The following is a 25,807-nucleotide window of genomic DNA, read 5'->3' as shown; positions in this document are numbered from 1 at the left end:
GACGCAGGTCAGTGAATGCCTCACGCCCACAACACAACCAGGCATTCATACACCACAACCCCACCCGCCCGACAACCCATCCACGGATTCAGGCTCAGGGAACAGAACGTGACACTCGGCTAGCGCCTCGCTCTCTGGGCTCAGGCGGCCGAGGTCACGCTGCTCAGGCTCAGGCGGCTGAGGTCACCCGGTAGACGTCGTAGACGCCTTCGACGTTGCGGACGACGTTGAGCACGTGCCCGAGATGCTTCGGATCGCCCATCTCGAAGGTGAACTTGCTGATAGCCACCCGGTCACGGCTGGTGGTCACCGACGCCGAGAGAATGTTCACGCGCTCGTCGGCAAGCACCTTGGTGACATCCGAGAGCAGCCGATGCCGATCGAGGGCCTCCACCTGGATGGCCACGAGGAACACCGACGACGGCGACGGTGCCCACGAGACGCCGATGATCCGTTCGGACTGCTCACGCAGCGACGCCGCGTTGGTGCAGTCGGTGCGATGGACACTGATACCACCGCCGCGGGTCACGAACCCCATGATCTCGTCGCCCGGTACCGGCGTACAACACTTGGCGAGCTTCGCCAACACGTTGTCGAGGCCCTCCACGATGACGCCGGCATCGCCGCCGTGGCGTGTACGGGTGGGCAATGTGGACGGCGTCGACCGCTCGGCGATCTCGTCCACCGCATCGTCGAGGCCGCCCAGCGACGCCACCAGCCGGTTGACCACGTGTCGCGCGGACACATGATTCTCCCCCACCGCGGTGTAGAGCGCGGTCACATCCTGGTAGCGCAACTCCTTGGCGATCGCAGCCATGGAGTCGGCACTCATCAAGCGCTGCAACGGGAGTCCGCCGCGTCGAACTTCCTTGGCGATCGCCTCCTTGCCGGTTTCCAGCGCTTCTTCACGCCGCTCCTTGGCGAACCACTGCCGGATCTTGGCACGCGCCCGTGGCGACACGACGAAGTTCTGCCAGTCCTTCGAGGGCCCGGCATTGGGTGCCTTCGACGTGAAGACCTCCACCACTTCACCGTTCTCGAGCTTGCGCTCCAGCGCCACCAGCCGGCCGTTGACGCGGGCGCCGATGCAGCGGTGACCGACCTCTGTGTGCACCGCATACGCGAAATCGACCGGCGTGGACCCGGCGGGCAACGTGATCACGTCTCCCTTCGGGGTGAACACGAAGATCTCCTGGACCGCGAGGTCGTAGCGCAGGGACTCCAGGAACTCGCCGGGATCGGCGGCCTCACGCTGCCAATCGAGCAGCTGACGCATCCACGCCATGTCGTCGATCTCGGCGGCGTCGGATTTACGTGGCCCCTTGCCCTTTCCGCGGTTCTCCTTGTAGCGCCAATGGGCGGCGATGCCGAACTCGGCGGTCCGATGCATCTCGTGAGTCCGGATCTGCACCTCGAGCGGCTTGCCCTCCGGGCCGATCACCGTCGTGTGCAACGACTGGTACACCCCGAACCGGGGCTGGGCGATGTAGTCCTTGAATCGACCCGCCATCGGCTGCCACAACGAATGAACCACGCCGACCGCGGCGTAGCAGTCACGCACCTCATCACACAGGATGCGGATCCCGACGAGGTCGTGGATATCGTCGAAGTCACGGCCCTTGACGATCATCTTCTGATAGATCGACCAGTAATGCTTCGGCCGACCCTCGACGGTCGCGGAGATCCGGGCGCCGCCGAGCGCGTTGTTGATGTCGGCGCGCACCCGAGCCAGATACGTGTCCCGCGACGGTGCCCGATCGGCGACGAGCCGGACGATCTCCTCGTAACGCTTGGGATGCAGGATGGCGAACGACAGATCCTCGAGCTCCCATTTGACCGTCGCCATACCCAGCCGATGCGCGAGCGGCGCAATGACTTCCAGGGTCTCGCGGGCCTTGCGCGCCTGCTTCTCCGGCGGTAGGAACCGCATCGTACGCATGTTGTGCAGCCGGTCGGCCACCTTGATGACCAAGACCCGCGGGTCTCGCGCCATCGCGATGATCATCTTGCGGATCGTCTCGGCCTCGGCAGCGCTGCCCAACGCCACCTTGTCCAGCTTGGTCACGCCGTCGACGAGGTGCGCCACTTCGGCGCCGAAATCCTTCTCCAGCTGATCGAGGGTGTAGCCGGTGTCCTCGACGGTGTCGTGCAGCAGGGCCGCCACCAGCGTCGTGGTGTCCATCCCGAGGTCGGCCAGAATCGTCGCGACGGCCAGCGGATGGGTGATGTAGGGGTCACCGGACTTACGCTTCTGGCCGGTGTGCCGCTCATCGGCAACGTCATAGGCGTGCTGCAGCAGCGCGACATCGGCCTTCGGGTAGATCTCCCGATGCAGCGTCGCAAGTGGTTCGAGCACCGGCCGCACCGGGCTGCGGGTGGCGGTCATCCGCCGGGCCAGACGCGCCCTGACTCGTCGCGACGCCGAGGTGGACGGTGGTGCCAGTGTCTCGGTACGCGCTGCCCGAGCGCTTTCGTCGGCGGCGCCCGCACTGCCCGGCGCACCGGCAGCGGTGGGCGCGCCGGCGGGGGTGGGCGCGCCACCGTCGCCTTGTGGTGGCGCCGACCGTCCGTTCGCCGCGGTGTCCGTACGGAGAGGCCGGGCATCTGCACTCGACGTCCCCGTCTGCTCCTGACGGGAATCGGTGTCGACCTCGTCGTGCATCCTGACCTCCTTCCGGTGATGTCACCGATGACAGCAACACCGGTTGAGGCGAGTCTAGTCCGCCTGACGATCCCGGACCGCGCGCTGCCGAGCGGACGGCGCGCGCAGGTATCCGATGATCACCCTGTCGTCACCGCGTGTACCGGCAGCTGCGCACCCAAGCCGCGCGCAATGGTGCCGCGACCGTCGAGGCCGTCGAGTTCCATGATGACGGCCACGCCGACCACGACTCCCCCGGCGCGACCGAGCAGTTCCGCCGCCGCAACGGCCGTCCCACCGGTCGCCAACACGTCATCGACCAGCAGGATCCGCTGGGTGGCGACATCGACCGCATTCGCCGGGATCTCGAGGGTCGCCGTGCCGTACTCGAGTGTGTAGGTGACGCTGTGTACGGGTGGCGGCAGCTTGCCGCCCTTGCGCACCGCCAGCACTCCGACACCGAGCTCTCGCGCCACCGCGCCGCCGAGTAGGAAGCCGCGGGCATCGATCCCGGCCACCAGATCGACGTCGCTGCACCCGTGGGTCAATGCGGTGACGATCGCGGCCAAGCCGACCGGGTCGGCCAACACCGGGGTGAGGTCCTTGAAGTCGATACCGGGCTCCGGGAAGTCCGGAACCAGTCGAGCGTGATCGGCGATGGCCTGCCGCGCGCGGGTCACCGCCCGGTCTGTCGTCTCGTCGCCACCGGACACTTGCGCTGCGTCAGTCACGTACCGTCCACCGATCCATGTTCCATCCGGTCCCGTTGCGGCCCAGCCCCGCCACAACATTATCGACCCCGGGACCGAACACCTGCATCCGCGGCGCGGCGAAAAGCGGGATCGACGGCAGCGTCGCCCACGCGGTGTTCTCGATCGTGCGCACCAGCTCGAGTCGGTCGGCTGCCAGGTCCGCGGCGACCAGCCGGTCGATGGCACCACTGACCTGCGGGTTGCGGTAGTTGTTGATGTCCAGCGGATCGCCACCGCGCAGCGCGAAGGCATCGCGCGACGGATTCGCCGCCCCGGCTGCGGCGAACGACGCCCCGTTCGCCACGATCAGGGCGTCGACCTCGCCGCCCAGCGCACCCGTGGTGATGTCGGCCGACCCCGCGTCGACCACCTCGATGCCCACCTGCCGGCAAGAGTCGGCGATGGCGGCCACCATCTGCGCTCGTCGTTGCATCGGCGCGAGATATCCGATCCGGACCGTCATGGGAGTGTCGCCGGCCTCGGCGCCGAGGGTGCGCGCCCGGTTCAGGTTGGGCCGCGCATAGGCCCTGCCGAACGCGCCGTTGAGCTGGCCGGCCAGGTTGTCGGCCGGCGCGAGTACCCGAAGATTCCAGATCTGGGCGCCCTGTCCGAATTGGCGGGCGAGCGCATCACGCGGAACACATGATGCGAACGCCTGCCGGGCATTGAGCTCCGCAAACACCCCGCGCTGGGCGAGTACCAACTCTTCCACCGCGAGCGCGCGGTTCGGCTTCGGCAATGGGATCCGGGTTTCCTCGGCCCCCGCGGGCACCAGCTCCCCGCCGACGATGCCCGAACTGACATCGGCGATGTCGAAGTCACCGTCGGCCAGTCGGCGCTCGGCGTCGGTGCCGCGCCCCCACAAGACGATCCGTGACACCGCAGGGGCGTCGCCCCACCACGATTCGTTGGCGACCAACTCCAGGCCACCCGACTGCGAGTACTGCTGCACCCGGTACGGCCCCGAGGCGGGGAAACGTGCCTGATCGACGGTCCCCGGGGTCAGGTCGAAACCCGTGTTCCACGCATCGGCGATCTTGTTGATCGCGGTCCGATCGCCGGAGCGGATCGGCCGCACGACGTCACCGACACCGGCCAGGCGCGCGACGACGTGTGCCGGCAGCAAGGTGCCCGCACCGAACAGCGACAGCCAGTCGCGGTAGTCACGGCCGCGCGCAAAGCGCACGGTCGCGGTCTTCGAAGCGAGATCGCAGTCCACGGCCTCGATGTCGCGGTATCCGGCCGTCGTGGCCGGCGCGAACCCCGGGAATCGCCCACTCATCGCCGCCCAGGCCAGCACCAGGTCGTCGCAGTCGAGGGCCGTCTCGTCGGAGAACCGCGCAGCCGGCGAGAAGTCGTAGCGCAACGTGAGACCGGCGCCCGGGACCGGTGTCACGGTACCGATGTCACGGTCAGGGGTCACCTGACCGGACGCGCCGAGATAGCTGAACCCCGGCAGCATCCGGGTGGTCGCCATCAACACGCCGCCGGCGTTGCCGTCGACGGTGTTCGCGTTGTAGGTGTCGAGCCGCGCGTCGAGGGCGTAGTCGATCGAGGGCGGGCCTTCCTCGCCGCAGGCGGTCAACAGTCCCGTCAGCAGCAACACCACCGCCACGCAGGTGGCCATTGTCACGGGCAGGCCGGTTCGTCGGCGGGCGCCCGACCCGCTCCGCACAGTCACGTCCCGTACATTAACGCGCCCGGCGTGGCTTCCCGGTCGGGGTCTGGGGCGCGTCGGCATCGGCCGGGTTGGCGCGCCGGCGGCCCGACGGGCGGCCACGGGCCGGTCGCGGATCGTCGGTGAGATCGTCGCCCGCCTCCACACGGGCGCGGCGATCGAGTACCCGTTTGGTGTGCCGCGAGATGTCCGCGCGCCGTTCTTTCAACGTCACCAGCAGCGGGGCCGCCAGGAAGATCGACGAGTAGGCACCGACCACCACGCCGACGAGCTGGATGAGGCCGAGGTCCTTGAGCGTGCCGACGCCGAGCATCCAGACCGCGATCACCATCAACGCGATGATCGGCAGCACCGAGATGACAGTGGTGTTGATCGAGCGCATCAGGGTCTGGTTGACCGCGAGGTTGGCCTGTTCGGCGTAGGTACGTCGGGTGGTCTGCAGGACCGACCGCGTGTTCTCGGAGACCTTGTCGAACACCACGACGGTGTCGTAGATCGAGAAGCCGAGGATGGTGAGCAGACCGATGACCGTTGCCGGAGTGACCTCCCATCCGACCAGCGAGTAGACACCGGCGGTGACGATGATGTCGAAGAACAGTGAGGTGAGCGCTGCCACCGACATCTCCCGGTCGAACCGGATCGTGATGTAGATGAACACGATCACCAAGAACACCACCAGGGCGATCAGCATCTTCTCGGTGATCTCGCCGCCCCAAGTCGAGCTGACGTCGGACGAGCTGACCTCCGCGGTGGTCAGTTCCGGCGCGAACCGGTCAGCCAATGCTCGGGTGATCTGTTCGGTTTGGGCCGCGGTGAGGGTCTCGGTCCGCACCTGCACCGTCTCGGCGGATCCCGATCCAGCCGTCTGCACCGATTCCGGTTCCTCGCCGAGCGTCTCGGCGAACACCTCTTCGACGGCGTCGGTGGTGACGCCGGCCGAAACAGGGATGGACACCTGAGTGCCCCCCTCGAAGTCGATACCGAGGGTGAAGCCACGGATGGCGATCGACCCGATGCAGATGGCGAGGATCACCGCGGTGACGATGTACCAGGTCCGCCGCGACGGGATGATCCCGAACGCACCGGTACCGGTGTACAGCCGCGAGAGGAACGAGCGGTCCTTCTCGGCGACGTAGTTGGCGTCGGAGGGGCCGGCCGGTCCCTGCTCGACTGTGGTTTCGGAGGTGACCTCGCCGACCACGGCGCTGCGTCCTCCGCCGTCCCGCCCGGAATTGGGGCGTTGCGCATTGGTCATTTCGCCGATCCTTCCGTCGCCGCGACCCGCTCAGATCGCTCGGCCACGCGACGGCGCCGAGCCACCTCGCTGACCGCGCCGAGACCGTTGACCTTCGGTCGTGACAAGAACTCCGACCGACTGGCCAGCACCACGAGCGGATGAGTCACCAGGAACACCACCACGACGTCGAGAATCGTCGTGAGACCCAATGTGAAGGCGAATCCGCGGACCTCGCCGATGGCCAGCACATAGATCACCGCCGCGGCGATGAAGCTGACCGCGTTGCCCGACCAGATGGTGCGGCGGGCACTGGCCCAACCGCGAGGCACCGCGGAGCGGAAACTTCGTCCCTCGCGCATCTCGTCCTTGATCCGCTCGAAGTACACGACGAACGAGTCGGCGGTCATACCGATACCGATGATGAGTCCGGCGATGCCGGCGAGATCGAGAGTGAAACCGATCCACCGGCCGAGCAGCACGATGATCCCGTAGACCATCGCGCCGGCCAGCACCAACGACAGCATCGTCAGGATGCCGAGCATCCGGTAGTAGAGCAGCGCATAGATCAGCACCGCGATCATGCCGACGGCTCCGGCGATGAGGCCGGCCTTGAGCGAGGACAGTCCCAGCGTCGCCGATACCGTCTCTGCGTCGGACGCCTCGAAGGACAACGGCAGCGAACCGTATTTGAGGACGTTGGCGAGGTCTTTCGCATCCTGCTGGGTGAAGTCGCCGCTGATCTCGGTCTGGGGTGTGGTGATCGCACCCTGGATCTGCGGGGCGGAGACGACCTTGGTGTCAAGGGTGAAGGCGGTCTGCTTACCGATGTTCTGGGCGGTGTAGGTCGGCCAGAAGTCCCTCGCCTCGTTCTTGAACTCCACCTGCACGACCCACGAGCCGGCCTGCTGGGTGGTACCCGCCGACGCGTTGGCGATGTCGCGTCCGTCGATGATCTCGGGACCGAGCAGGTACACCTCGCTGCCATCCTCTGAACAGGCGACGAGGTACTGATCGGGCAGGTCATTGCCCTGCAATGCGTCATACGAGTCGGGCGAACAGTCCATCTTGGCCATCTGCGCGTTCAACGCGTCGAGATTGGCTCCCTCGGGGGCCTGCCGCAGTTCGCGTTGTTCGGCGATGGCGGCCGCCTGCGTGGCGTCGTCCTCGGGAGAGTCCTGCGCAGCGGAGTTCTGTCCGTCGCCACCCTCAGCGTTCTGATCGTCGGCGTCCGGCTGTGGCGTCGCGGGCGCCACATTCTCCACCGGTCGGACGAACAATCGGGCCGTCTGCCCGAGCGTGCGCGCCTGGGCGCCGTCGTCACCGGGAACGGTGATGACCAGATTGTCGCCGTTGACGACCACCTCGGACCCCGAGACACCGAGTCCGTTGACGCGCTGCTCGATGATCTGCTTCGCCTGGTCGAGCTGCTCGCGCGAGGGAGGCTGCCCGTCCGGGGTACGCGCGGTGAGCGTCACCCGCGTACCGCCTTGCAGGTCGATACCGAGCTTCGGGGTCGGCGATCCACCTCCGGTGAAGAAGACCAGCCCGTAGACGACGGCCAACAACACGAAGAATGCGGTCAGGGGTCTCCACGGTGGAATCTCACGTGGAGGTCCCGACCGCTTCGCCGACGCCCGGCGGGGTGTGGTCACAGGTGTTCTAGTCTCCTAGGAAAGCGCGTGCGGACACGACCGGTCGGCACGCGCGCCCGATCCGGTCGGACGCTCACTCTACTGACTCCGCGGTAACCACCGGTTCTCCGGTGGTCACCTGCGGCTCGGACCGGGCGGACCGCCGAGCGCGACCCGCTCCCGGGTCACTTGTCGTCGGTCGTACCCTCGCCCGGGCGATCGGCGGAGTAGCTGTCGTCGGTGCGCGACTCGGTGCCCGGGTTCTCGATCTGCCCCGCGTCCGCGTCCTCGTCGAGTGCTTCGGGACGAGTGCTCAGCGCACCCGGGTACGTCTCGGCGGCCTCGTCGGTGGGCACCACGCGCACGATGGCCTGACGACTGAACCGGGTCACCACACCGGTGGCGATCTCCAGGTCGACGAAATCGGGTGTGGACTCGACGACGGTCGCGTACATGCCGGCCGTCAGTTGAACGCGGGCCCCGGTGGCCACGGAGTTCTGCATGTCCTGCATCTCGGTCATGCGCTTCTTCTGCTTACGGATGCTCAGGAACATGAATCCGGCCAGCAAGGCCAGCAAAAGGGGGAAGAAGAGGGACTCCATGACGGCAACAATCCTTGTCGGTTCGGTCGTGGTGATTTCAGGGCTTTTGCCCGTTTCGACCGCTCAGGTGGCGGCCGATCGCAGGCACGCTCGGACACACCAACTCATCCGGCGGCTCCAACCAGTGTGCCACGTCCCGTGGGGTGGTCCCGCGAGCCGGTCACAGGTCGTCGAAGAGACTGTCGGTGATGACGTCGCGGCTACGCACCCCGAAACTGGCATTCATGGCCCCCGCCGGTGGTGTGAGGCCGAGGTGATGCCAGGCCGCCGCTGTCGCCACCCGCCCGCGTGGGGTCCGCGCCATCATCCCGGCCCGCACGAGGAACGGTTCGCAGACCTCTTCGACTGTGGCGGGTTCCTCCCCGACTGCCACCGCGAGCGTCGAGACACCGACCGGCCCGCCACCGAATCCCCGCACCAGCGATCCCAACACGGCACGGTCCAGCCGATCGAAGCCGAGGTCATCGACGTCATAGACGGCGAGTCCGGCCCGTGCGATATCCACGGTGATCACGCCGTCGCCACGGACCTCGGCGTAGTCGCGGACGCGGCGCAGCAGACGATTGGCGATCCGCGGGGTGCCCCGCGACCGCCGCGCGACCTCGGTGGCCGCGTCGTCGCGCAACCGGATACCGAGGATGCCCGCCGATCGGCGCAGCACCTGCACGAGGTCGTCGGTCTCGTAGAACTCCATGTGCGCGGTGAACCCGAACCGGTCACGCAGCGGGCCGGTGAGTGATCCCGATCGAGTGGTGGCGCCGACGAGCGTGAACGGGGCGACGTCCAAGGGAATCGAGGTGGCACCCGGCCCCTTGCCGACGACGACGTCGACGCGGAAGTCCTCCATGGCGAGGTACAGCATCTCCTCGGCAGGACGGGCGATGCGATGGATCTCGTCGATGAACAGCACGTCCCCATCGACGAGGTTGGACAGCATCGCCGCCAGGTCACCGGCGCGTTCGAGCGCGGGCCCGGAGGTCACCCGGATGGCGGCCCCCATCTCGGCGGCGATGATCATCGCCAGCGAGGTCTTGCCCAGCCCGGGTGGGCCCGACAACAGGATGTGATCGGGGGTGCTGCCCCGGCCCTTCGCGCCATGCAGCACCAGCTCGAGCTGCTCGCACACACGGGGTTGACCGATGAAGTCGGCCAGCGATCGCGGCCGCAGCCCCGCGTCGAAGTCGCCGTCGGCATGCAACTCGTCGGGACTCACCGGGCGATCGTCGGGATCGGGCGAGGTCTCTGTCACGCGGTCTCCCCCACTGTCATGTGGTCGTTCATCGGCTCTTTCCCATCAGGGCCAACGACTTGCGTAGCACGGCGGAGGCATCGGCATCGGGCTCGTCGGCGAGCACCGCCGTGACGGCCTTGTCGGCCGGTGCGGCGGTGAACCCCAACCCCACCAGCGCTTCGGCGACCTGATCACGAATCGACCCGGCGACCGGCGACGCGGCCACTCCCGCTTGACCCGCCGTCGGCGCGTCGACCTTGTCGCGCAGTTCCACCACCAGTCGCTCCGCTACCCGTTTACCCACTCCCGGCACCGTGGTCAGTGCCTTGACGTCGGACTCGGCGAGCGCGCGGCGCAGCGAGGTGGGTTCGAGAACCGCCAAGACCGCCATCGCCAGGCGTGGCCCGACACCGGTGACGGTCTGCAGAAGGGTGAACAGCGCTCGCGCATCGGAGTCGGTGAACCCGTACAGGGTCATCGAGTCCTCGCGCACGATCATCGACGTGAGCAAGGTGGCTTCCTCGCCACGACGCACCGCGCCGACCGTCGCCGGCGTCACCAGCACTCGGTAGCCGACGCCCCCACAGTCGATGACGAGGTGATCGAGGGCCACATCCACCACTGGCCCACGCACCGACGCGATCATGCCACTCCCCCGTTCCCGGCCCGGGTCCTACCCGCCTGGCTCTTGTTCGTCTGGTTCGCGGACTGCTGGGCCCGGCCGCTATGCGTCGCGCCGGGTTGCACTGCGCGTTCCCGACCAGCCTGGGCGATCCGCGACCGGTGTCGTCGGGCCAGCTCGTCGGCACGGCGCTGTGCCTGCGCCATCTTCTCCGTCATCGGCCCCCGCCAGCAGTGGCAGATCGCCAGCGCCAGCGCGTCTGCGGCATCGGCCGGTCGAGGTTTGGTCTGCATCCCCAGAATCCGCGTCACCATCGCAGTGACCTGGGCCTTGTCGGCGCGGCCACTACCGGTGACCGCGGCCTTGACCTCAGATGGCGTGTGAAACCGCACCGGGACGTCGCGCTGTCCTGCGGCCAGCGCGATGACCCCGCCGGCCTGCGCGGTACCCATCGCGGTCGACACCTGATTCTGGGCGAAGACGCGCTCGATCGCGACCACATCGGGTTGGTGCACGTCGAGCCAGTGACAGGCGGCGGTGTACACCGCCATCAGCCGGTCGGCGAGCTCCATGTCCGCGGAGGTCCGCACCACGTCGACGTCGAGCGCGGTGACCGTGCGCCCGCGTCCCGACTCGACCAGCGCGATCCCGCACCGCGTCAATCCGGGATCGACTCCCATCACGCGCACACGCACCTCCGTCACCGCTTCGATGTTCCGAACAGTTGTTCGAGATTCTATCGGCCGCATCCGACACCACCCGCGAACAACACGCAGTGACACGCATGCGCGCCGCACGACTTCGGACCGCACGAATGCGGACTGCACGAGTGCGGACCGGTGAGCAACACGACACAATGGCGGACGCCATGGCCACCTATGAACCGATCACCCCCGACCGCCTCGAACAGATGTGTGCCGATGTCGCCGAACTCCACTCAGGCATCCACATCATGGCGATCGACGGTGCCGACGCGGCGCGACCAGTCGATCTTGCCGAACGGGTCGCCACCCGGCTCACCACACGGGGTCGTGCTGCGGCCGTCGTCTCGACGGCCGATTTCCTCCGGCCCGCCTCGCTCCGCCTTGAATACGGACACACCGACACCGAGAGTTATCGCGCAATCTGGTTCGACCACGATGCCTTACGCCGTGAGGTGATCGAGGCCGTCCGCGACCACGGTCGCTGGCTGCCCAGACTCTGGAATGCCCCGCGCGACCGATCATTTCGTGACGCTCCACGTCCGGCCGCCGCCGACCAGGTCATCCTCATTGCCGGCCCTCTGCTACTCGGTTCCGGACTCGACGTCGACACGACCATCGCACTGCTGATGAGTGAGGGCGCCCTGCGCAGACATACACCGCCCGGTATGGCCTGGACGATCCCCGCGCTGCTGGCCGGCGCGGAAGATGCCCCGCGTGCCGACATCGACGTGCGCTACGACCACCCGGACCGGCCGGCCATCCGCATGCGACGCCGTGCGGGATGACGCCGGTCAGGCGTCGAGTTCGGCGAGTACCTCGTCGCTGACGTCGACGTTGCTGTAGACGTTCTGCACGTCGTCGGAGTCCTCGAGTGCGTCGATGAGTTTGAACACCTTGCGCGCGCCCTCGGCGTCCACCGGTACGTCCACCGACGCCCGGAACGCTGCCTCGGCAGAGTCGTAGTCGATGCCGGCATCGACCAGCGCCGTTCGCACCGCGACGAGGTCGGTCGGTTCGCTGACCACCTCGAACGATTCGCCGAGGTCGTTGACCTCCTCGGCGCCGGCGTCCAGTACGGCCAGCAGAACGTCGTCCTCGGACTGCCCGTTCTTCTCCAGCGTGACCACACCCTTGCGGGTGAACAAGTACGCCACCGAGCCGGGATCGGCCATGTTGCCGCCGTTACGCGTCATCGCGGTGCGCACCTCGCCGGCCGCGCGATTGCGGTTGTCGGTCAGGCACTCGATGAGGATCGCCACCCCGTTGGGCCCGTAGCCCTCGTACATGATGGTCTGCCAGTCGGCGCCGCCGGCCTCTTCGCCCGCGCCGCGCTTGCGCGCACGCTCGATGTTGTCGTTGGGTACCGAGGTCTTCTTCGCCTTCTGGATGGCGTCGTACAGTGTCGGGTTGCCGGCCGGGTCGCCGCCACCGGTCCTTGCCGCGACCTCGATGTTCTTGACCAGTTTGGCGAACATCTTGCCGCGCTTGGCATCGATGGCCGCCTTCTTGTGCTTGGTGGTGGCCCATTTGGAATGGCCGCTCATGACACTCCCGCATCCGTATAGACGTCAATGACGAACGTGACCGTGCGATGACGATCCGCCCAACTCCTCGATCTTACCGGTGCGGGTTGTCGAGGCTCACACTCCCGACTCCCGCACCATCTCCACGAAGTAGCGGTGCACTCGGCGGTCCCCGGTCACCTCCGGGTGAAACGAGGTGGCCAGGACGTTGTTCTGCCGGACCGCAACGATCCGGTCCTTCGCGGGCCCCTCGGGCACCCGGGCGAGTACCTGCACGTCGGGCGTGATCGACTCCACCCACGGAGCGCGGATGAACACCGCCCGCATCGGCGGGTCACCCGCGGAATCGGTGACGCCATGGAACTGCAGATCTGTCTCGAAGCTCGCCACCTGACGTCCGAAAGCGTTGCGCCGCACAGTGATGTCCAATGCATCGAGATGACGGGCGTCGGGCCGGGTGTCGAGGATGGTGGTGGCCAGCATGATCATGCCGGCGCACGACCCATACGCCGGCATGCCGGCGGCCAGCCGCTCACGGAGTGGGTCGTACAGATCCAGGACACCGAGCAGGTGGCTCATGGTGGTGGATTCACCACCGGGGATGACGATGGCATCGACGTCGGCGAGTTCTGCCGGCCGTCGGACCGTCACCGGTTGTGCGTCGGCCTCGGACAGTGCCGCCAGGTGCTCACGGACATCACCCTGCAGTGCGAGCACACCGATCCGCGGATTTCCGACGGCGCTCACCGGTCCCGCCGCGCGTGCTGATCGGCCGGCATGTCGCGCCCCGTCCGACTCAGGCCTTCTTGGGTGACGGCGGCGACCATCCGACCCTCCAGATCGAAGATCCGCCCCTGGGTCAACGCACGCCCGGCGTCCGCGGAGGGCGAGGTCTGGTCGTACAGCAACCATCCGTCGGCGCGGAACGGCCGCATGAACCACATCGCATGGTCCAAGGATGCGGCTTGCGGTTCCACCCCCGGATGCGGCACCTTCGACGACCCCAACAGGGTCATGTCGCTCATGTAGGCGAGCGTGCCCACGTGGAACACCTGGTCATCGGGCAACCGACGGCGATGGCGGAACCACACACGCTGCTGCGCCGCGAAATAGCTCGAGGTCGGCATCTGCTCGCGCGGCACCAGGCGCAGATCGAACTCCTGCCATTCCTTGAAGACTGCCTTCGCTTCGTCGGACAGCTCGTTCATCTGGTCGGGTAGATCGTCGGGCGACGGAACCGGGGGCATCCGGTCCTGATGCTCGATGCCGTGGTCGGTCCGCACATGAAACGACGCCGACATGGTGAAGATGGCCTCGCCCTGCTGGATGCCGGTCACCCGGCGCGTCGTGAACGACCGGCCGTCGCGAATGCGGTCGACGAGAAACACCGCCGGCAGGTCGGGGTTCCCCGGACGGAGGAAGTAGCCGTGCAGCGAGTGCACCGCGAAGTCGGCGTCGACGGTGCGCGTCGCCGACATGAGAGCCTGGCCTGCGACCTGGCCGCCGAAGGTGCGTTGCAGATGGCTACGGAACGCCGGCCCGCGGTAGATGTCGGTCTCGATCGCCTCGACCTGGAGGATCTCCTCGATGGTTGCCACGGGAAAACAGTATCGCGCGCACCGTCGCGATCTGTTCGGTGCGGTGGGGCCGCGTCAGAGTTCGTCGAGGGTGATCAAGCCATCCTGGACCGCCCGCGCCACCAGGGCCGCCTTTGTCGGCGCCGGCCGACCGACATCGGCGTACTTGGCCCGAATGCGCGTGAGATGGGTGTTCACCGTGCCGAGTGAAATGTACAACGATTGCGCCACAGCGGGTTTCGTCTCCAGCATCAACCAGGTCCGAAGCACCTCGATCTCCCGGACGGTCAGCGTGGGACTCTCGAGACCGGCGGCTGGGGCACCGCACATACAGCGCGACGATCCCACACCGGCCACCGCATCGTCGGTGACCAGCGTCATGGCGGTAGCCTCTCGTGACTCGTGACGCAGGCCGTCGGTGTGCTCAGCCGATCCCGGCAGCGGCATCCGACGCTGCGCGAGCCGCGCGAGCGCCTCCTGCCGCCTGCGCAGAGCCTCGGCTTCGCGACGGGCCTCGCGCGCACCGCCGACCCGATCGGCGCCACGCACTGTGCGATGAGTAGCGGGGCGAACAGCTGCGTGACGTGGCGCGATCTGATGGGCGATGCCGGTCATGATTGTCCTCACTCCTCGTGGGGCAGACGAGGTGTCTGGCCCGCTGTCGTGAGTTAGACGCAGCAGCCCGCCGTGAGGTTCCCGTCAATTTTCGTGGGCATCGACATCGTCGCCGTCGGCGGACGCCGCCCGTACGGCGACGACCACCACCGTCACGTTGTCGTGGGCGCCGAGCGCCAAGGCGGCGTCCACCAGTGCCGCGGCAGCCTTCTTGGCACCGTCTGCGTCGGCGAGGATCTCGGCGATCTCCTCGTCGGGCAGCTCACCGGTGAGACCGTCCGAACACACCAGGAGCGTGTCGCCGGGCAACGCCGGCATCGAGAAGAAGTCGGCCTCGGGCTTCACCATTCCCGCGCCCAGCGCGCGCGTGATCACATTGCGCCGCGGATCGACCCGGGCCTGTTCGGGGGTCAGGTAACCGGCGTCGACGAACTCCTGGACCTGCGAATGGTCGACGGTCAACTGGGTCAGCACCCCGGCCTGCATCCGGTAGGTCCGCGAATCTCCGATGTTGAGCACCAACCAGTGCGGTGCGTGGTCGTGTGTCACCAGCACCGCACCGGTGGCCGTCGTCCCGGCGCGGCGCTCGGTCTCGGTCGCGATCTCACCGATGCGATCCTGCGCCCGGGTGAGGGATTCGATCAGCTCGAGTTGGGTCTGCGTCTGATCGTGCAGGCTGTCAACGTCGGCCAGCGTCAGCAATGCCGTCTCACTGGCGACCTCACCGCTGTCGTGTCCACCCATCCCGTCGGCGAGCAGATACTTCCCCGGCGCGATGAGGGCGGCGTCCTCATTGGCCTCCCGGACCCGTCCCACATTGCACACGGCGGCCCAATCGAGATGCAGGCCGGCCAGGGTGTCGGTGCCGCAGCGGGACTCGTCCCGCACGATGGTCGCCGCGTCCATGATCAGCAGATCCTACGGCAGATCGGCTACCAGCCTCGTTCGGCGAGGCGGTGTGGCTGCGGAATGTCGTCGACGTTGATGCCGACCATCGCCTCACCGAGCCCGCGCGACACCTTCGCCAGCACGTCGGGATCGTCGTGGAAGGTGGTGGCCTGCACGATCGCCGCCGCACGCTGAGCCGGGTTACCCGACTTGAAGATCCCCGACCCGACGAACACACCCTCGGCACCGAGTTGCATCATCATCGCCGCATCGGCCGGGGTGGCGATACCACCGGCGGTGAACAGCGTGACCGGCAGTTTGCCGGCCTGCGCGACCTCGACGACCAGGTCGTAGGGCGCCTGCAGCTCCTTGGCCGCCACATACAGCTCGTCTGTGGGCAACGACGTCAACCGGCGGATCTCATCGCGGATCTTGCGCATGTGCGTGGTCGCGTTCGACACGTCACCGGTGCCGGCCTCCCCCTTGGAACGGATCATCGCCGCACCCTCGGTGATCCGGCGCAACGCCTCACCCAGATTGGTGGCGCCACACACGAACGGCACCGTGAACGCCCACTTGTCGATGTGATTGGCATAGTCGGCCGGGGTCAACACCTCCGACTCGTCGACGTAGTCCACGCCGAGGCTCTGCAGCACCTGAGCCTCCACGAAATGCCCGATCCGCGCCTTGGCCATCACCGGGATCGACACCGCCGAGATGATCCCGTCGATCATGTCGGGATCGCTCATCCGCGAGACACCACCCTGGGCACGGATGTCGGCCGGGACGCGCTCGAGCGCCATCACCGCCACCGCACCGGCATCCTCGGCGATCTTGGCCTGCTCAGCGGTGACCACATCCATGATGACGCCACCCTTGAGCATCTCGGCCATGCCGCGCTTCACCCGGGCGGTACCCTGCCCGACGGTCGGCGCCGGGTCGTGCCCGCCGTGGCCGTTGACGGTGTTCGGGGTGTCCGGTCCGGGATTGTTCCCTGACTGGAATTGACTCACTGATGTCTCCTGATGTCGTCATTCCGGCACCTGGTGCCGGGTCCGCGTGAGGCGGGCTGTCCCACAAGTCTAGGCGAGGTCAGGAACCGCTCGCCGGGGTGACCCGTTCGACGATCTCGAAGAACTGCGGCAGTTCGGCGGTGCCGCCCAGATGCAGCCACACCACGAGCCGACGCTCGGCCAGATTGCGGGTGTCACGCACCGCGTCGTTGTAGAACCGTCGGGCCATCATGATGCGGGTCTCGGCGTCGGCGAGCTCTACCACGAGGCCCTGCGGACGCGACCCGGTGTCGAGTTGGGCGAGCAACGTCGAGACGGCGTTCTCGGCCTGCTCCCGCGAGTCCGGCACAGCATGCTCGGCCTGATCGGCCGCGGCCGCCAGGTCCTGTCCCACCGCCCGGACCTGGTCGTCGTAGCCGGCGATCATCCCGGCTGCGATGGACCGGGCGACCACCGCGCGGCGCGCCAGCGCGGCGTCGAGAGCCTGGCGCGCCAGGTCGACGCGGACGTTGAGCCGGTCAAGTCGGTTCGCGGTCTGGAAGGCCCAGCCGGCGGCGAGCACGACGACGAACACGATCGCCACGATCAGCGCGACGGTCCAACCCGAGATGGTCATTGCGTGCCCTCCCTACTCGGCCACCACGACGGACCCGGCCCCCACGGTCACGGTCTCGTACACGCGCAGGATCTGATCGGCCACCCGCGACCAGTCGTATCGATCGGCGCGACGGCGACCCGCCGCGACGAGTTCGGCCCGCGCATCGTCGTCGGCGAGCAGGTCGACGAGGGCGGCGCCGAGTTCATCGACCGACCCGGTGGAGACCAGACGGCCGGCCCGACCGTCGTCGAGGACCCGCCGAAATGCGTTGAGATCGCTCGCGAGGACTGCCGCGCCGGCGGCCATCGCCTCGACCAGCACGATCCCGAAGCTCTCACCGCCCAGATTGGGTGCGCAGTACACGTCTGCCGAACGCAGCGCCCGCGCCTTGGTCTTGTCATCGACCTGACCGAGGAAGACCAAACGATCCGCGAGCCCACCGGCACGTCGGCGCAGGGCACGCTCGTTGCCGCCGCCGACGACGAGGACCCGGATGTCGGGGAACTCCGCGACGACAGCGGGTAGCGCACGCATGAGGATGTCGATGCCCTTGCGCGGCTCGTCGTAGCGTCCCAGGAACAGCACGGTGCGACCCGGCCACGGGTAGCCGTCGAGGGGTTCGGCGTCGGCGAAGGAGGCGGCGTCGATGCCGTTGGGGATCTCCACCGCGTCGGAGCCCAACGATTCCATCTGCCAGCGCCGGGCCAGTTCCGAGACGGCGATCTTTCCGGCGATGCGTTCGTGATAGGGCCGCAGAATGCCCTGGAACACCGACAGCCACATCGATCGGGTGGTCGAGGTGTGAAAGGTGGTCACGATCGGGCCGGACGCGACCATCAGCGACAACATCGAGATGCTCGGCGCGTTCGGCTCGTGAACGTGCAACACGTCGAATCCGTACTCGTCGATCCACGCTCGGAGTCGCAGATAGCCGGTCGGGCTGAAGTTCACGCGCGACACCGACCCGTTGTAGGGAATCGCCAAGGCCGGCCCCGCCGACACCACGTAATCGGGAAGCGGGGTCTGCGGCGCCGAGGGCGCCAGCACGCTCACTTCGTGACCGCGTTCGATGAACACCTGCGCGAGCTCGACGACGTGCGCCTGCACGCCGCCGGGCACGTCGAAGGAGTACGGGCAGATCATCCCGATCCTCATCGCCGCCACTCCTCGCGGCCGGTCTCGCGTGTCGGGGCCGCACTGCCCTCGCCAGCGGCCTCGATACGCGCACGCCGCGCCGCCGACCAGTCGGCCTCCCAGAGCGGCTGCAGCATGTGCCAGTCCTGCGGGTGGGCGGCGATGTTACGGGCGAACGCGTCGGCGAGCGCCTGGGTGGCCGCCTCCACCCCGCCGGAGACGTCGATCGGTGCGCCACAGCAGATGCGTGATGTGGGTGGCTCGGTGAACCAGTGGTGGACGGGTAACAGTGCTGCGCCGGTCTCGATGGCCAGCCGCGCCGACCCCGCCGGCATCCTTGTCTTCTCGCCGAAGAAGTCCACGGGGACACCGTGGTGCGCCAGATCGCGTTCACCGAGGAGGCAGACGATCCCGTTGTCGCGCAGCCGATCGGCGAGGAGCCCGAACGGCGGCTGTTCGCCGCCGCTGAGTGGGAAGATCTCGAAGCCCAGCGATTCCCGGTAAGCGACGAACCGCGTGAACAGCGACTCGGGTTCCAGACGTTCGGCGACGGTGGCGAATCGCCCGTAGTTCTGTACCAGCCAGACTCCGGCCATATCCCAGTTGCCGGTGTGCGGCAGCGTCAGGATCACGCCCTTTCCCCCGGCGAGCGCGGCGTCGACGTGCGCGCGGTCGGCGGGCGGAACGGTGACCGTGGACGCGGTCTGCGCGAGGTCCAGCGCCGGGAGCCGGAAGGCTTCGCACCAGTACCGGGCGTAGGAGCGGACCGCTGCGGCCACCAGGTCGTCGGGCACGTCGTCGGGGTCCACGCCGAGGACACGGGAGAGATTGCGCCGCAGTTGGTCCGGGCCACCGTGCCGTCGTCCGACGATGTTGCCCACGCGGTCGAAGGCTCCCCGCGCCAGTGATTCGGGTGCGTGGCGGACGGCCGCCCACCCGGCTGCATACCCGAGGTCGGACAATCGTGCGCTCAGCGAGATCGTCGAAGGGTTGTGACCGTCCCCCATGGGTGTCAGTGTGCCCCTGCCTCGCGTTGTGTGCCGGTCGGCGGTTCCTCGTCGGAATCCTCGGCATCCTCGGATTCCTGCGCGGCCAACGGAATCAGATCGCGCCCACCCGGCGATGAGTAGATCGACCACATGCGCTGGCCCACCGTGATCACCGACAGCACCGCGAGCACCCACATTGCGACGTGAATTGCCCATCCGATACCCAGGCCGGTGAACCCGGCTCCGACGAGCACGATGATCAGGCGATCGGGCCGCTCGATCCATCCCCCGTCACCGTTGAGGCCGCTGGCCTCGGCCCGCGCCTTCGCATACGAGATGACCTGGGAGGTCACCAGACAGATCAGCGTGGCGACGAGCAGCAGGTCGTGGGGTTCGGTGACCGCACACCACCACGCCAGGCCGGCGAAGATGGCGCCGTCGGCGATCCGGTCGCAGGTGGCGTCGAGTACCGCTCCGAACCGGGTGCCGCCGCCACGCGCCCGGGCCATCGCACCGTCGAGCATGTCGAACATCACGAACAGCCAGATGACCAGGGTGCCGACGAACAGATAACCCATCGGGAACAGCGTCAGCGCGGCGACGATCGTCGCCGTGGTGCCGATGAGGGTCATGATGTCGGGTGTGAGACCGGTGCGCAGGAGGGCCCGACCCAGCGGTAGGGTGACCTTCGACACCGAGGCCCGGCCTCGGATGCTCAGCATCTGCCCGCTCCTTTCCTCCCCCGACCGGCGTGCGTCACGACTGTTCGTGCCACGCCGCGGCGAGCAGCGAACGGGTGTCGCGCAGCAACTGTGGCATGACTTTCGTCTCGCCGACAACCGTGATGAAGTTCGCGTCGCCGATCCACCGCGGCACGATGTGCTGATGCAGGTGCTCGGCGAGCGATCCACCCGCCGCGTATCCGAGGTTGAGACCGACATTGAACGCGTTGGGGTTGGAGACCGCTTTGATGGTCCGCAGCATTTTCTGGGTGAACGCCATCAGCTCGGCGGATTCGTCGACGGTCAGCGCCTCGAGATCCGCAACCTGCCGATACGGCACTATCATCGTATGCCCAGGGTTGTACGGGTAGAGGTTGAGCACGGCGTACACAGCCTCGCCGCGCGCGACGATGAGCCCCTCCTCATCCGACATCGTCGGGATGTCGAGGAAAGGATGGCCCGTTGCTTTCTCCGACGGCGGCGGGTCGGCGGTGATGTAGGTCATCCGATGGGGACTCCACAACCGCTGCAGGCGATCGGGATCCCCGGTGCCGCAATCCCGGATCGTGCGATCGTCGTCAGCCATCGGCGGTGCCCGCCCGGTCCGCCGTGTCGATGGCCGCCTCCGTCGGAGAATCGTTGCGTCGCTGCGCAACCCAATCGGTGATGAGCGCCACCGCGGTATCCACCGACACCCCGTTGACCTGCGACCCGTCGCGGAACCGGAAACTCACCGCGTCGGCGGTCACGTCGCGCTCGCCGGCGAGCAGCATGAACGGCACCTTGGCCTTGGTGTGGGTGCGGATCTTCTTCTGCATGCGGTCGTCGGAGTAGTCGACCTCGGCGCGGATGCCGGCGGCCTTGAGCCGATCGACCACACCCTGCAGATGGTCGGTGAAGGCCTCGGCGACCGGGATGCCGACCACCTGGACCGGGGCCAGCCAGGCCGGGAATGCGCCGGCGTAGTGCTCGGTGAGCACCCCGAAGAAGCGCTCGATGGAGCCGAACAGAGCGCGGTGGACCATCACGGGACGTTTCTTCGTCCCGTCCGGGGCGGTGTATTCGAGTTCGAACAATTCTGGCTCGAAGAAGTCGAGCTGCAGCGTCGACATCTGCCAGGTACGGCCGAGTGCGTCCTTGGCCTGTACCGAGATCTTCGGCCCGTAGAAGGCCGCGCCCCCTGGATCAGGCACCAGTTCGAGACCCGACGCCGCACCGACCTGGCGCAACGTCTCGGTGGCCTGCGCCCACACCTCGTCGGTGCCGACGAACTTCTTGGGGTCCTTGGTGGAGAGCTCGAGGTAGAAGTCGTCGAGGCCATAGTCCTTGAGCAATTGCAGCACGAACTGCAGGGTGCTGGTCAGTTCGTCGACGACCTGCTCCTGCGTGCAATAGATGTGCGCGTCGTCCTGGGTGAATCCGCGCGCGCGGGTCAAGCCGTGCACCACGCCTGACTTCTCGTAGCGGTATACCGATCCGAACTCGAAGAGCCGCAGCGGCAACTCGCGATAGGAACGCCCCCGCGAGCGGTAGATCAGATTGTGCATCGGGCAGTTCATCGGCTTGACGTAATAGTCCTGCCCGGGTTTGCGGATGGTCCCGTCTTCGTTGTACTCCGCATCGAGGTGCATCGCCGGGAACATGCCCTCGGCGTACCAGTCGAGGTGTTTGGACACCTCGAACAGGTGTCCCTTCGACAGATGCGGGGTGTTCACGAACTCGTAGCCCGCGGCGACGTGCCGGGCCCGCGAGAAGTCCTCCATCTCCTTGCGGATGATGCCGCCCTTGGGATGGAACACCGGCAGCCCGGATCCGAGCTCGTCGGGGAAGCTGAAAAGATCCATCTCGGCGCCGAGCCGGCGATGGTCGCGGCGTTCGGCCTCGGCCAACAGGTCCAGATAGGCGTCGAGCGCCTCCGTCGACTCCCACGCGGTGCCGTAGACACGCTGCAGATCGGCATTGTCCTGGTCGCCACGCCAGTAGGCCGCCGAGCTGCGGGTCAGCTTGAACGCGGCGATGTACTTCGTGGTCGGGACGTGCGGGCCGCGACACAGGTCGCACCAGATCGTCTCGCCGGTACGCGGATTGAGGTTGTCGTAGGCCGTCAGCTCCGCACCGCCGACTTCCATCACCTCGCTGTCGGCGGCAGCCCCCTTGTCGTCGATCAGTTCGAGCTTGTAGGGCTCGCGCGCCAACTCCATCCGCGCGGCGTCCTTCGACGCGTACACGCGCCGCGAGAACCTCTGACCCGACTTGATGATCTGCTTCATCTTCTTCTCGAGAGCCGTCAGGTCCTCGGGGGTGAACGGCTCGGCGACGTCGAAGTCGTAGTAGAAGCCGTCCTTGATCGGCGGACCGATACCGAGTTTGGCGTCCGGGAAGAGTTCTTGCACGGCCTGGGCCAGGACGTGCGCACAGGAATGTCGGATGACGCTGCGACCGGCCTCGGTGTTTGCCGCCACGGGCTCGACGTCGGTGTCGAGATCGGGGGTCCAGGACAGGTCACGGAGCTGCCCGGCGGCATCGCGGACCACCACGATGGCCTCGGGTCCCTTGTTCGGCAGGTCGTGATCGCGCAGCGCCGTGCCCGCGGTGGTCCCGGCCGGCACGCGAATCGTGGCGGGGGCGGTGACCTGCAGATCGTCGGGCACGAGGCGCTCCTCAGCAGTTGTGACACGGGGGTCGTGTCGATGGGCATGGGTTACTCAAGAGATCGTATCTGCGCCCTATCCGACGACCGGGAACCACCCGGAGCCGTCCCAGGAGGCTTTCGGTCAGGACAGTCGGCTTGCGGTCACGACAAGATGGGGCTCGACAGCCAATCGGCGTCGATGTTGAACCATCCGGCGACCATGCCGACCGCGCCGAGCAACCACAGGGTCACCACCACGACTGCGGCGGTGCCCAGCCAGAAGACGGCCTGGACCGACCAATGCTGCCGACCGATCCAGACCATCCAGGCGTCGTACTTGCCACGCGCGAACGTCAGCAGCCGGTGGGCCCAGCCGAACTCCGAGGCAAGGATCCCCAGGCCGACGAACACGATCAGCCACCCCGGGCCTGGGTAAGGGATGGCGACGACGCCGCCGGCGAGTACCAGCGTGCCCACGACGCCGATGGCGACCCGGTACCCGAGGTTCAACGTTGGATTCTGCCGGATCACATATCGGCGTTGGCGCGCCCACACTCGCATCTTGGTCGCCACGCCACTCCGTTCCCTCGCCCGTCGGGCCGTCGCGGCCCGCCCTCCTCGTGACACGATCGATCCGCCGGTGCCCGTCTCGTCGATCACGGTCGGCAGATGGGCACCCCGGCGGATCACGGCGTCCAGGATACGTGTCAGTCCACCGGTGCCCCCATGCATATGGACGCCGCGGCTCGAGTTCGCCGACACGCCGTGAACCCGTCCCGGCGGCGTTAACCTATCGATGTTCACGACGGTTGCCCCACGTCTCCGGGTGATCAACGGGTGGCCATGATGCAGACCGGACCTGACCTGCGCGCTCGCTCCGGCCTGCCCATCGGGCGGTGACCGGTGCTCTCGACTCTGCCGGCCGCGTTCGGCAACCACCTCCGTGTGCACGATCCCGATCACGATGCGCTGCGCAGGGCCGTACGTGCCGGACTGATCATTCCGGTGTCATTCGCGCTCGGTCTGGCGGTTGGGGGTGCACAGACTCCGTTGTTTGCCGCATTCGGTGCCTTCGCCGTGCTGGTCTTCGCCGATTTCCCCGGCGACCGTCATGCGCGCGCCACGAGCTACCTCGGCCTGGGCATCGTCGGCGCAGTGATGATCACCGTGGCCACTCTCGTGTCCCGGTCTGCGTGGCTCGCGGTGGCCACGATGTTCCTGGTCGGCGTGGTCGTGATCTTCGTCGGGTTACTCAGTGCCGCCCTTGCTGCGGCGCAGCGCTCGGTGCTGTTGACATTTGTGCTGCCGGTGGCGACGCCGGCGGCGCCCAGCGCCGTCGGCGACCGGCTGCTCGGCTGGGCGATAGCCCTGGTGTGTTGTGTTCCCGCGGCGCTGTATCTGCTCGCACCACATCATCACGACCGGCTGCGCAGGCAAGCCGCCCGGATGTGTCGCCTGCTCGCCGATCTGGTCACGGGCAACGGCGATCTCAACGAGGCACGCGCGACCATGCGGGATCTCCGGACGAGTTTCCAGGCGACCGCGTGCCGACCGGTGGGCCTGTCGGCGGGTAGTCGGGCACTCGTGCGTGTGGTCGGTGAGCTGGAATGGCTCACCGACCGTCTGACCCTCTCGTCGTCCGGAACCGTGGCGACCGGGTCGTCGCCGGCGACATCGGCACGGATGTTGCGTGCGGCAGCGGCGACACTGGGGGCCGACGGCTCCGAACTCCGATCGGCCATGCGCACTCTCGAGCAACTGGTGGCAGAGCTGGATTCCGAACGTGACCAGGCCTTCGACGACTTCGCGGCGGCAACCGATCACCGCACGGCAACTGCCGTGCTCGCCTCGCACGCGGTGGATTCTGCGGTGGCCACCGTCGGGCGCATCGTCGCCTGGTCGGGGGCCGCCGATGCGCGAAGAACGATCGACCGGCTCCTCGGGCGGGGGCTGTCCGGCCGGGGCGCCGACGGCCGCATGATCCCGGCTCCATTGGTGTCACCGCACTACACCCGTGGCTATCTGCGCTCGCGGTCGGTGAGTCTGCAAAACAGTCTTCGCGGTGGGTTGGGTCTGGCCGCCGCAGTCGCGGTCACCGAGTTGCTCTCGGTACAACACGGTTTCTGGGTCGTACTCGGCACGTTGTCGGTACTCCGCAGTTCCGCGCTCACCACCGGATCCTCGGTGCTGCGCGCCATTGTGGGCACCGTCATCGGGTTTGCGCTCGGCGCCGGGTTCCTCGCGATGGTGGGCACAGGTCCGGTGGCGTTGTGGCTCGCCCTTCCGCCTGCGATCTTCCTGGCCGCCTTCGTCCCGGAGGTGGTGTCGTTCATCGCGGGTCAGGCCGCCTTCACGGTGACGGTTCTGTTGCTGTTCAACGTGATCGACCCGGTGGGCTTTCAAGTCGGGCTGATTCGGATCGAGGATGTGCTGATCGGTTCGGCCGTGGCCGCCGTCGTGGCCGTGCTGCTGTGGCCACGCGACGTCGGTACCGCACTTCGAGCAGGCAGCGACGACGCGGCGGTGGCCTGCTCCCGTTTTCTGCTCGCCGCGGTCCGACACGTCACCCGCAAGCGGCCGCTCGATACCGCGGTCGTTGCCGACACTTATTCCGCGGCGAGGACGTTCGACGATGACGTACGCCAGTACCTGGCCGAGAAGGGCGGCGGACCAGGGGGCCTCACGCCGGTGCTGGATGCCTCGACACGAGTGGTGCGGACCGTACAGGCCGCAGAAGCGATCGGGCGGCTCACGCCCGATTGCCGCGCACCTGCGGGCTCAGGGGTCGGAGAGGTGCTCGAACGGCATGCGGCACAGATCGCCATCTGGCTCACCGAGGGAGGCCGACGACGCGCGTCGGCCTCGGTCGGTGCCGACCTGCTCGATGTGCTCGATGCCCATCGGGTAGGCGCCGACCTGCTCTGGACCGCAGCACATCTCAACGAACTGGAGTTGTTGTGGGACCATCAGACGCGGTCGGACCGACCGGTGTGAGGACGCCCGCCGGCAGTTTGCCGC

Annotated in this window: 24 protein-coding genes; 2 read left to right on the top strand and 22 right to left on the bottom strand. The window is 67.5% G+C overall.

Annotation, left to right across the window (positions count from 1 at the left end):
• Positions 1 to 169 precede the first annotated feature (169 nt).
• The 9 genes from ACIGKQ_RS05560 to ruvC form a co-directional block, all read right to left on the bottom strand.
• Positions 170 to 2,662 (bottom strand): RelA/SpoT family protein, encoded by a 2,493-nt coding sequence (locus ACIGKQ_RS05560; protein WP_396572633.1) that lies wholly within the window; start codon positions 2,660 to 2,662, stop codon positions 170 to 172.
• Between the two features lie 119 nt (positions 2,663 to 2,781).
• Positions 2,782 to 3,372 (bottom strand): adenine phosphoribosyltransferase, encoded by a 591-nt coding sequence (locus tag ACIGKQ_RS05555; RefSeq protein WP_235722103.1) that lies wholly within the window; start codon positions 3,370 to 3,372, stop codon positions 2,782 to 2,784.
• Positions 3,365 to 5,020, bottom strand: coding sequence for an ABC transporter substrate-binding protein (locus ACIGKQ_RS05550; RefSeq protein WP_235722368.1), 1,656 nt, complete (start codon positions 5,018 to 5,020; stop codon positions 3,365 to 3,367). The genes ACIGKQ_RS05555 and ACIGKQ_RS05550 overlap by 8 nt, the downstream gene beginning before the upstream one ends.
• A gap of 64 nt (positions 5,021 to 5,084) precedes the next feature.
• On the bottom strand, positions 5,085 to 6,326 hold the full coding sequence (secF, locus tag ACIGKQ_RS05545) for a protein translocase subunit SecF (protein WP_235722104.1): 1,242 nt from the start codon (positions 6,324 to 6,326) through the stop codon (positions 5,085 to 5,087).
• Entirely contained in the window at positions 6,323 to 7,960 is a 1,638-nt protein-coding gene (gene secD, locus ACIGKQ_RS05540) for a protein translocase subunit SecD (RefSeq protein ID WP_235722105.1), read from the bottom strand. Before secD ends, secF begins: the two co-directional genes overlap by 4 nt.
• A gap of 164 nt (positions 7,961 to 8,124) precedes the next feature.
• A complete protein-coding gene (yajC, locus tag ACIGKQ_RS05535) occupies positions 8,125 to 8,541 on the bottom strand; it encodes a preprotein translocase subunit YajC (RefSeq protein ID WP_235722106.1) in 417 nt (138 codons plus the stop codon).
• Between the two features lie 160 nt (positions 8,542 to 8,701).
• Positions 8,702 to 9,790, bottom strand: a complete 1,089-nt coding sequence (gene ruvB / locus ACIGKQ_RS05530) for a Holliday junction branch migration DNA helicase RuvB (RefSeq protein WP_235722107.1) — start codon at positions 9,788 to 9,790, stop codon at positions 8,702 to 8,704.
• A gap of 28 nt (positions 9,791 to 9,818) precedes the next feature.
• Positions 9,819 to 10,418, bottom strand: a complete 600-nt coding sequence (ruvA, locus tag ACIGKQ_RS05525; RefSeq protein WP_396572630.1) for a Holliday junction branch migration protein RuvA — start codon at positions 10,416 to 10,418, stop codon at positions 9,819 to 9,821.
• The gene (ruvC, locus tag ACIGKQ_RS05520) at positions 10,415 to 11,083 is read right to left on the bottom strand and encodes a crossover junction endodeoxyribonuclease RuvC (RefSeq protein ID WP_235722369.1); all 669 of its coding nucleotides are present in this window, start codon (positions 11,081 to 11,083) and stop codon (positions 10,415 to 10,417) included. Before ruvC ends, ruvA begins: the two co-directional genes overlap by 4 nt.
• Before the next feature lie 179 nt (positions 11,084 to 11,262).
• On the opposite strand from ruvC, the gene ACIGKQ_RS05515 reads away from it, so the two are divergent.
• A complete protein-coding gene (locus tag ACIGKQ_RS05515) occupies positions 11,263 to 11,883 on the top strand; it encodes a hypothetical protein (RefSeq protein ID WP_235722109.1) in 621 nt (206 codons plus the stop codon).
• A 6-nt stretch (positions 11,884 to 11,889) separates the two neighbouring features.
• On the opposite strand, the gene ACIGKQ_RS05510 is transcribed toward ACIGKQ_RS05515, so the two are convergent.
• The 13 genes from ACIGKQ_RS05510 to ACIGKQ_RS05450 all read right to left on the bottom strand — a co-directional run bounded on the left by ACIGKQ_RS05510 (position 11,890) and on the right by ACIGKQ_RS05450 (position 23,350).
• A complete protein-coding gene (locus ACIGKQ_RS05510; RefSeq protein WP_235722110.1) occupies positions 11,890 to 12,642 on the bottom strand; it encodes a YebC/PmpR family DNA-binding transcriptional regulator in 753 nt (250 codons plus the stop codon).
• Positions 12,643 to 12,738: 96 nt separating this feature from the next.
• Positions 12,739 to 13,368, bottom strand: coding sequence for a pyridoxal 5'-phosphate synthase glutaminase subunit PdxT (gene pdxT / locus ACIGKQ_RS05505; protein WP_235722111.1), 630 nt, complete (start codon positions 13,366 to 13,368; stop codon positions 12,739 to 12,741).
• Positions 13,365 to 14,219 carry an acyl-CoA thioesterase II gene (locus tag ACIGKQ_RS05500; RefSeq protein ID WP_235722112.1) on the bottom strand — a complete coding sequence of 285 codons (855 nt, stop codon included), beginning with the start codon at positions 14,217 to 14,219 and terminating at the stop codon, positions 13,365 to 13,367. The genes pdxT and ACIGKQ_RS05500 overlap by 4 nt, the downstream gene beginning before the upstream one ends.
• A 54-nt stretch (positions 14,220 to 14,273) precedes the next feature.
• Complete coding sequence (locus tag ACIGKQ_RS05495; protein WP_235722113.1) at positions 14,274 to 14,813, bottom strand: LuxR C-terminal-related transcriptional regulator; 540 nt, start codon at positions 14,811 to 14,813, stop codon at positions 14,274 to 14,276.
• 84 nt (positions 14,814 to 14,897) lie between these two features.
• The gene (locus ACIGKQ_RS05490) at positions 14,898 to 15,719 is read right to left on the bottom strand and encodes a PP2C family serine/threonine-protein phosphatase (protein WP_266062140.1); all 822 of its coding nucleotides are present in this window, start codon (positions 15,717 to 15,719) and stop codon (positions 14,898 to 14,900) included.
• A gap of 26 nt (positions 15,720 to 15,745) precedes the next feature.
• Complete coding sequence (pdxS, locus tag ACIGKQ_RS05485; RefSeq protein ID WP_308191650.1) at positions 15,746 to 16,714, bottom strand: pyridoxal 5'-phosphate synthase lyase subunit PdxS; 969 nt, start codon at positions 16,712 to 16,714, stop codon at positions 15,746 to 15,748.
• Positions 16,715 to 16,793: 79 nt separating this feature from the next.
• Entirely contained in the window at positions 16,794 to 17,330 is a 537-nt protein-coding gene (locus ACIGKQ_RS05480; protein ID WP_235722115.1) for a LemA family protein, read from the bottom strand.
• A gap of 12 nt (positions 17,331 to 17,342) precedes the next feature.
• A complete protein-coding gene (locus ACIGKQ_RS05475) occupies positions 17,343 to 18,467 on the bottom strand; it encodes a glycosyltransferase family 4 protein (protein ID WP_235722116.1) in 1,125 nt (374 codons plus the stop codon).
• Positions 18,464 to 19,453 carry a phosphatidylinositol mannoside acyltransferase gene (locus ACIGKQ_RS05470; RefSeq protein WP_235722117.1) on the bottom strand — a complete coding sequence of 330 codons (990 nt, stop codon included), beginning with the start codon at positions 19,451 to 19,453 and terminating at the stop codon, positions 18,464 to 18,466. The genes ACIGKQ_RS05475 and ACIGKQ_RS05470 overlap by 4 nt, the downstream gene beginning before the upstream one ends.
• A 5-nt stretch (positions 19,454 to 19,458) precedes the next feature.
• Complete coding sequence (gene pgsA / locus ACIGKQ_RS05465) at positions 19,459 to 20,157, bottom strand: phosphatidylinositol phosphate synthase (RefSeq protein WP_235722118.1); 699 nt, start codon at positions 20,155 to 20,157, stop codon at positions 19,459 to 19,461.
• 34 nt (positions 20,158 to 20,191) lie between these two features.
• Positions 20,192 to 20,743: an HIT domain-containing protein gene (locus ACIGKQ_RS05460; protein ID WP_235722119.1), complete on the bottom strand. Its 552-nt coding sequence runs from the start codon at positions 20,741 to 20,743 to the stop codon at positions 20,192 to 20,194.
• Entirely contained in the window at positions 20,736 to 22,808 is a 2,073-nt protein-coding gene (thrS, locus tag ACIGKQ_RS05455; RefSeq protein WP_266062623.1) for a threonine--tRNA ligase, read from the bottom strand. The genes ACIGKQ_RS05460 and thrS overlap by 8 nt, the downstream gene beginning before the upstream one ends.
• 143 nt (positions 22,809 to 22,951) lie before the next feature.
• Complete coding sequence (locus tag ACIGKQ_RS05450) at positions 22,952 to 23,350, bottom strand: TIGR02611 family protein (RefSeq protein WP_235722371.1); 399 nt, start codon at positions 23,348 to 23,350, stop codon at positions 22,952 to 22,954.
• A gap of 342 nt (positions 23,351 to 23,692) precedes the next feature.
• On the opposite strand from ACIGKQ_RS05450, the gene ACIGKQ_RS05445 reads away from it, so the two are divergent.
• Complete coding sequence (locus tag ACIGKQ_RS05445) at positions 23,693 to 25,783, top strand: FUSC family protein (RefSeq protein ID WP_235722121.1); 2,091 nt, start codon at positions 23,693 to 23,695, stop codon at positions 25,781 to 25,783.
• Positions 25,784 to 25,807 lie beyond the last annotated feature (24 nt).

The sequence above is a fragment of the Gordonia sp. NPDC062954 genome (genome assembly GCF_044543825.1).
Lineage (GTDB): Bacteria > Actinomycetota > Actinomycetes > Mycobacteriales > Mycobacteriaceae > Gordonia > Gordonia tangerina.
This window is presented reverse-complemented; position numbering and strand designations above follow the sequence as displayed.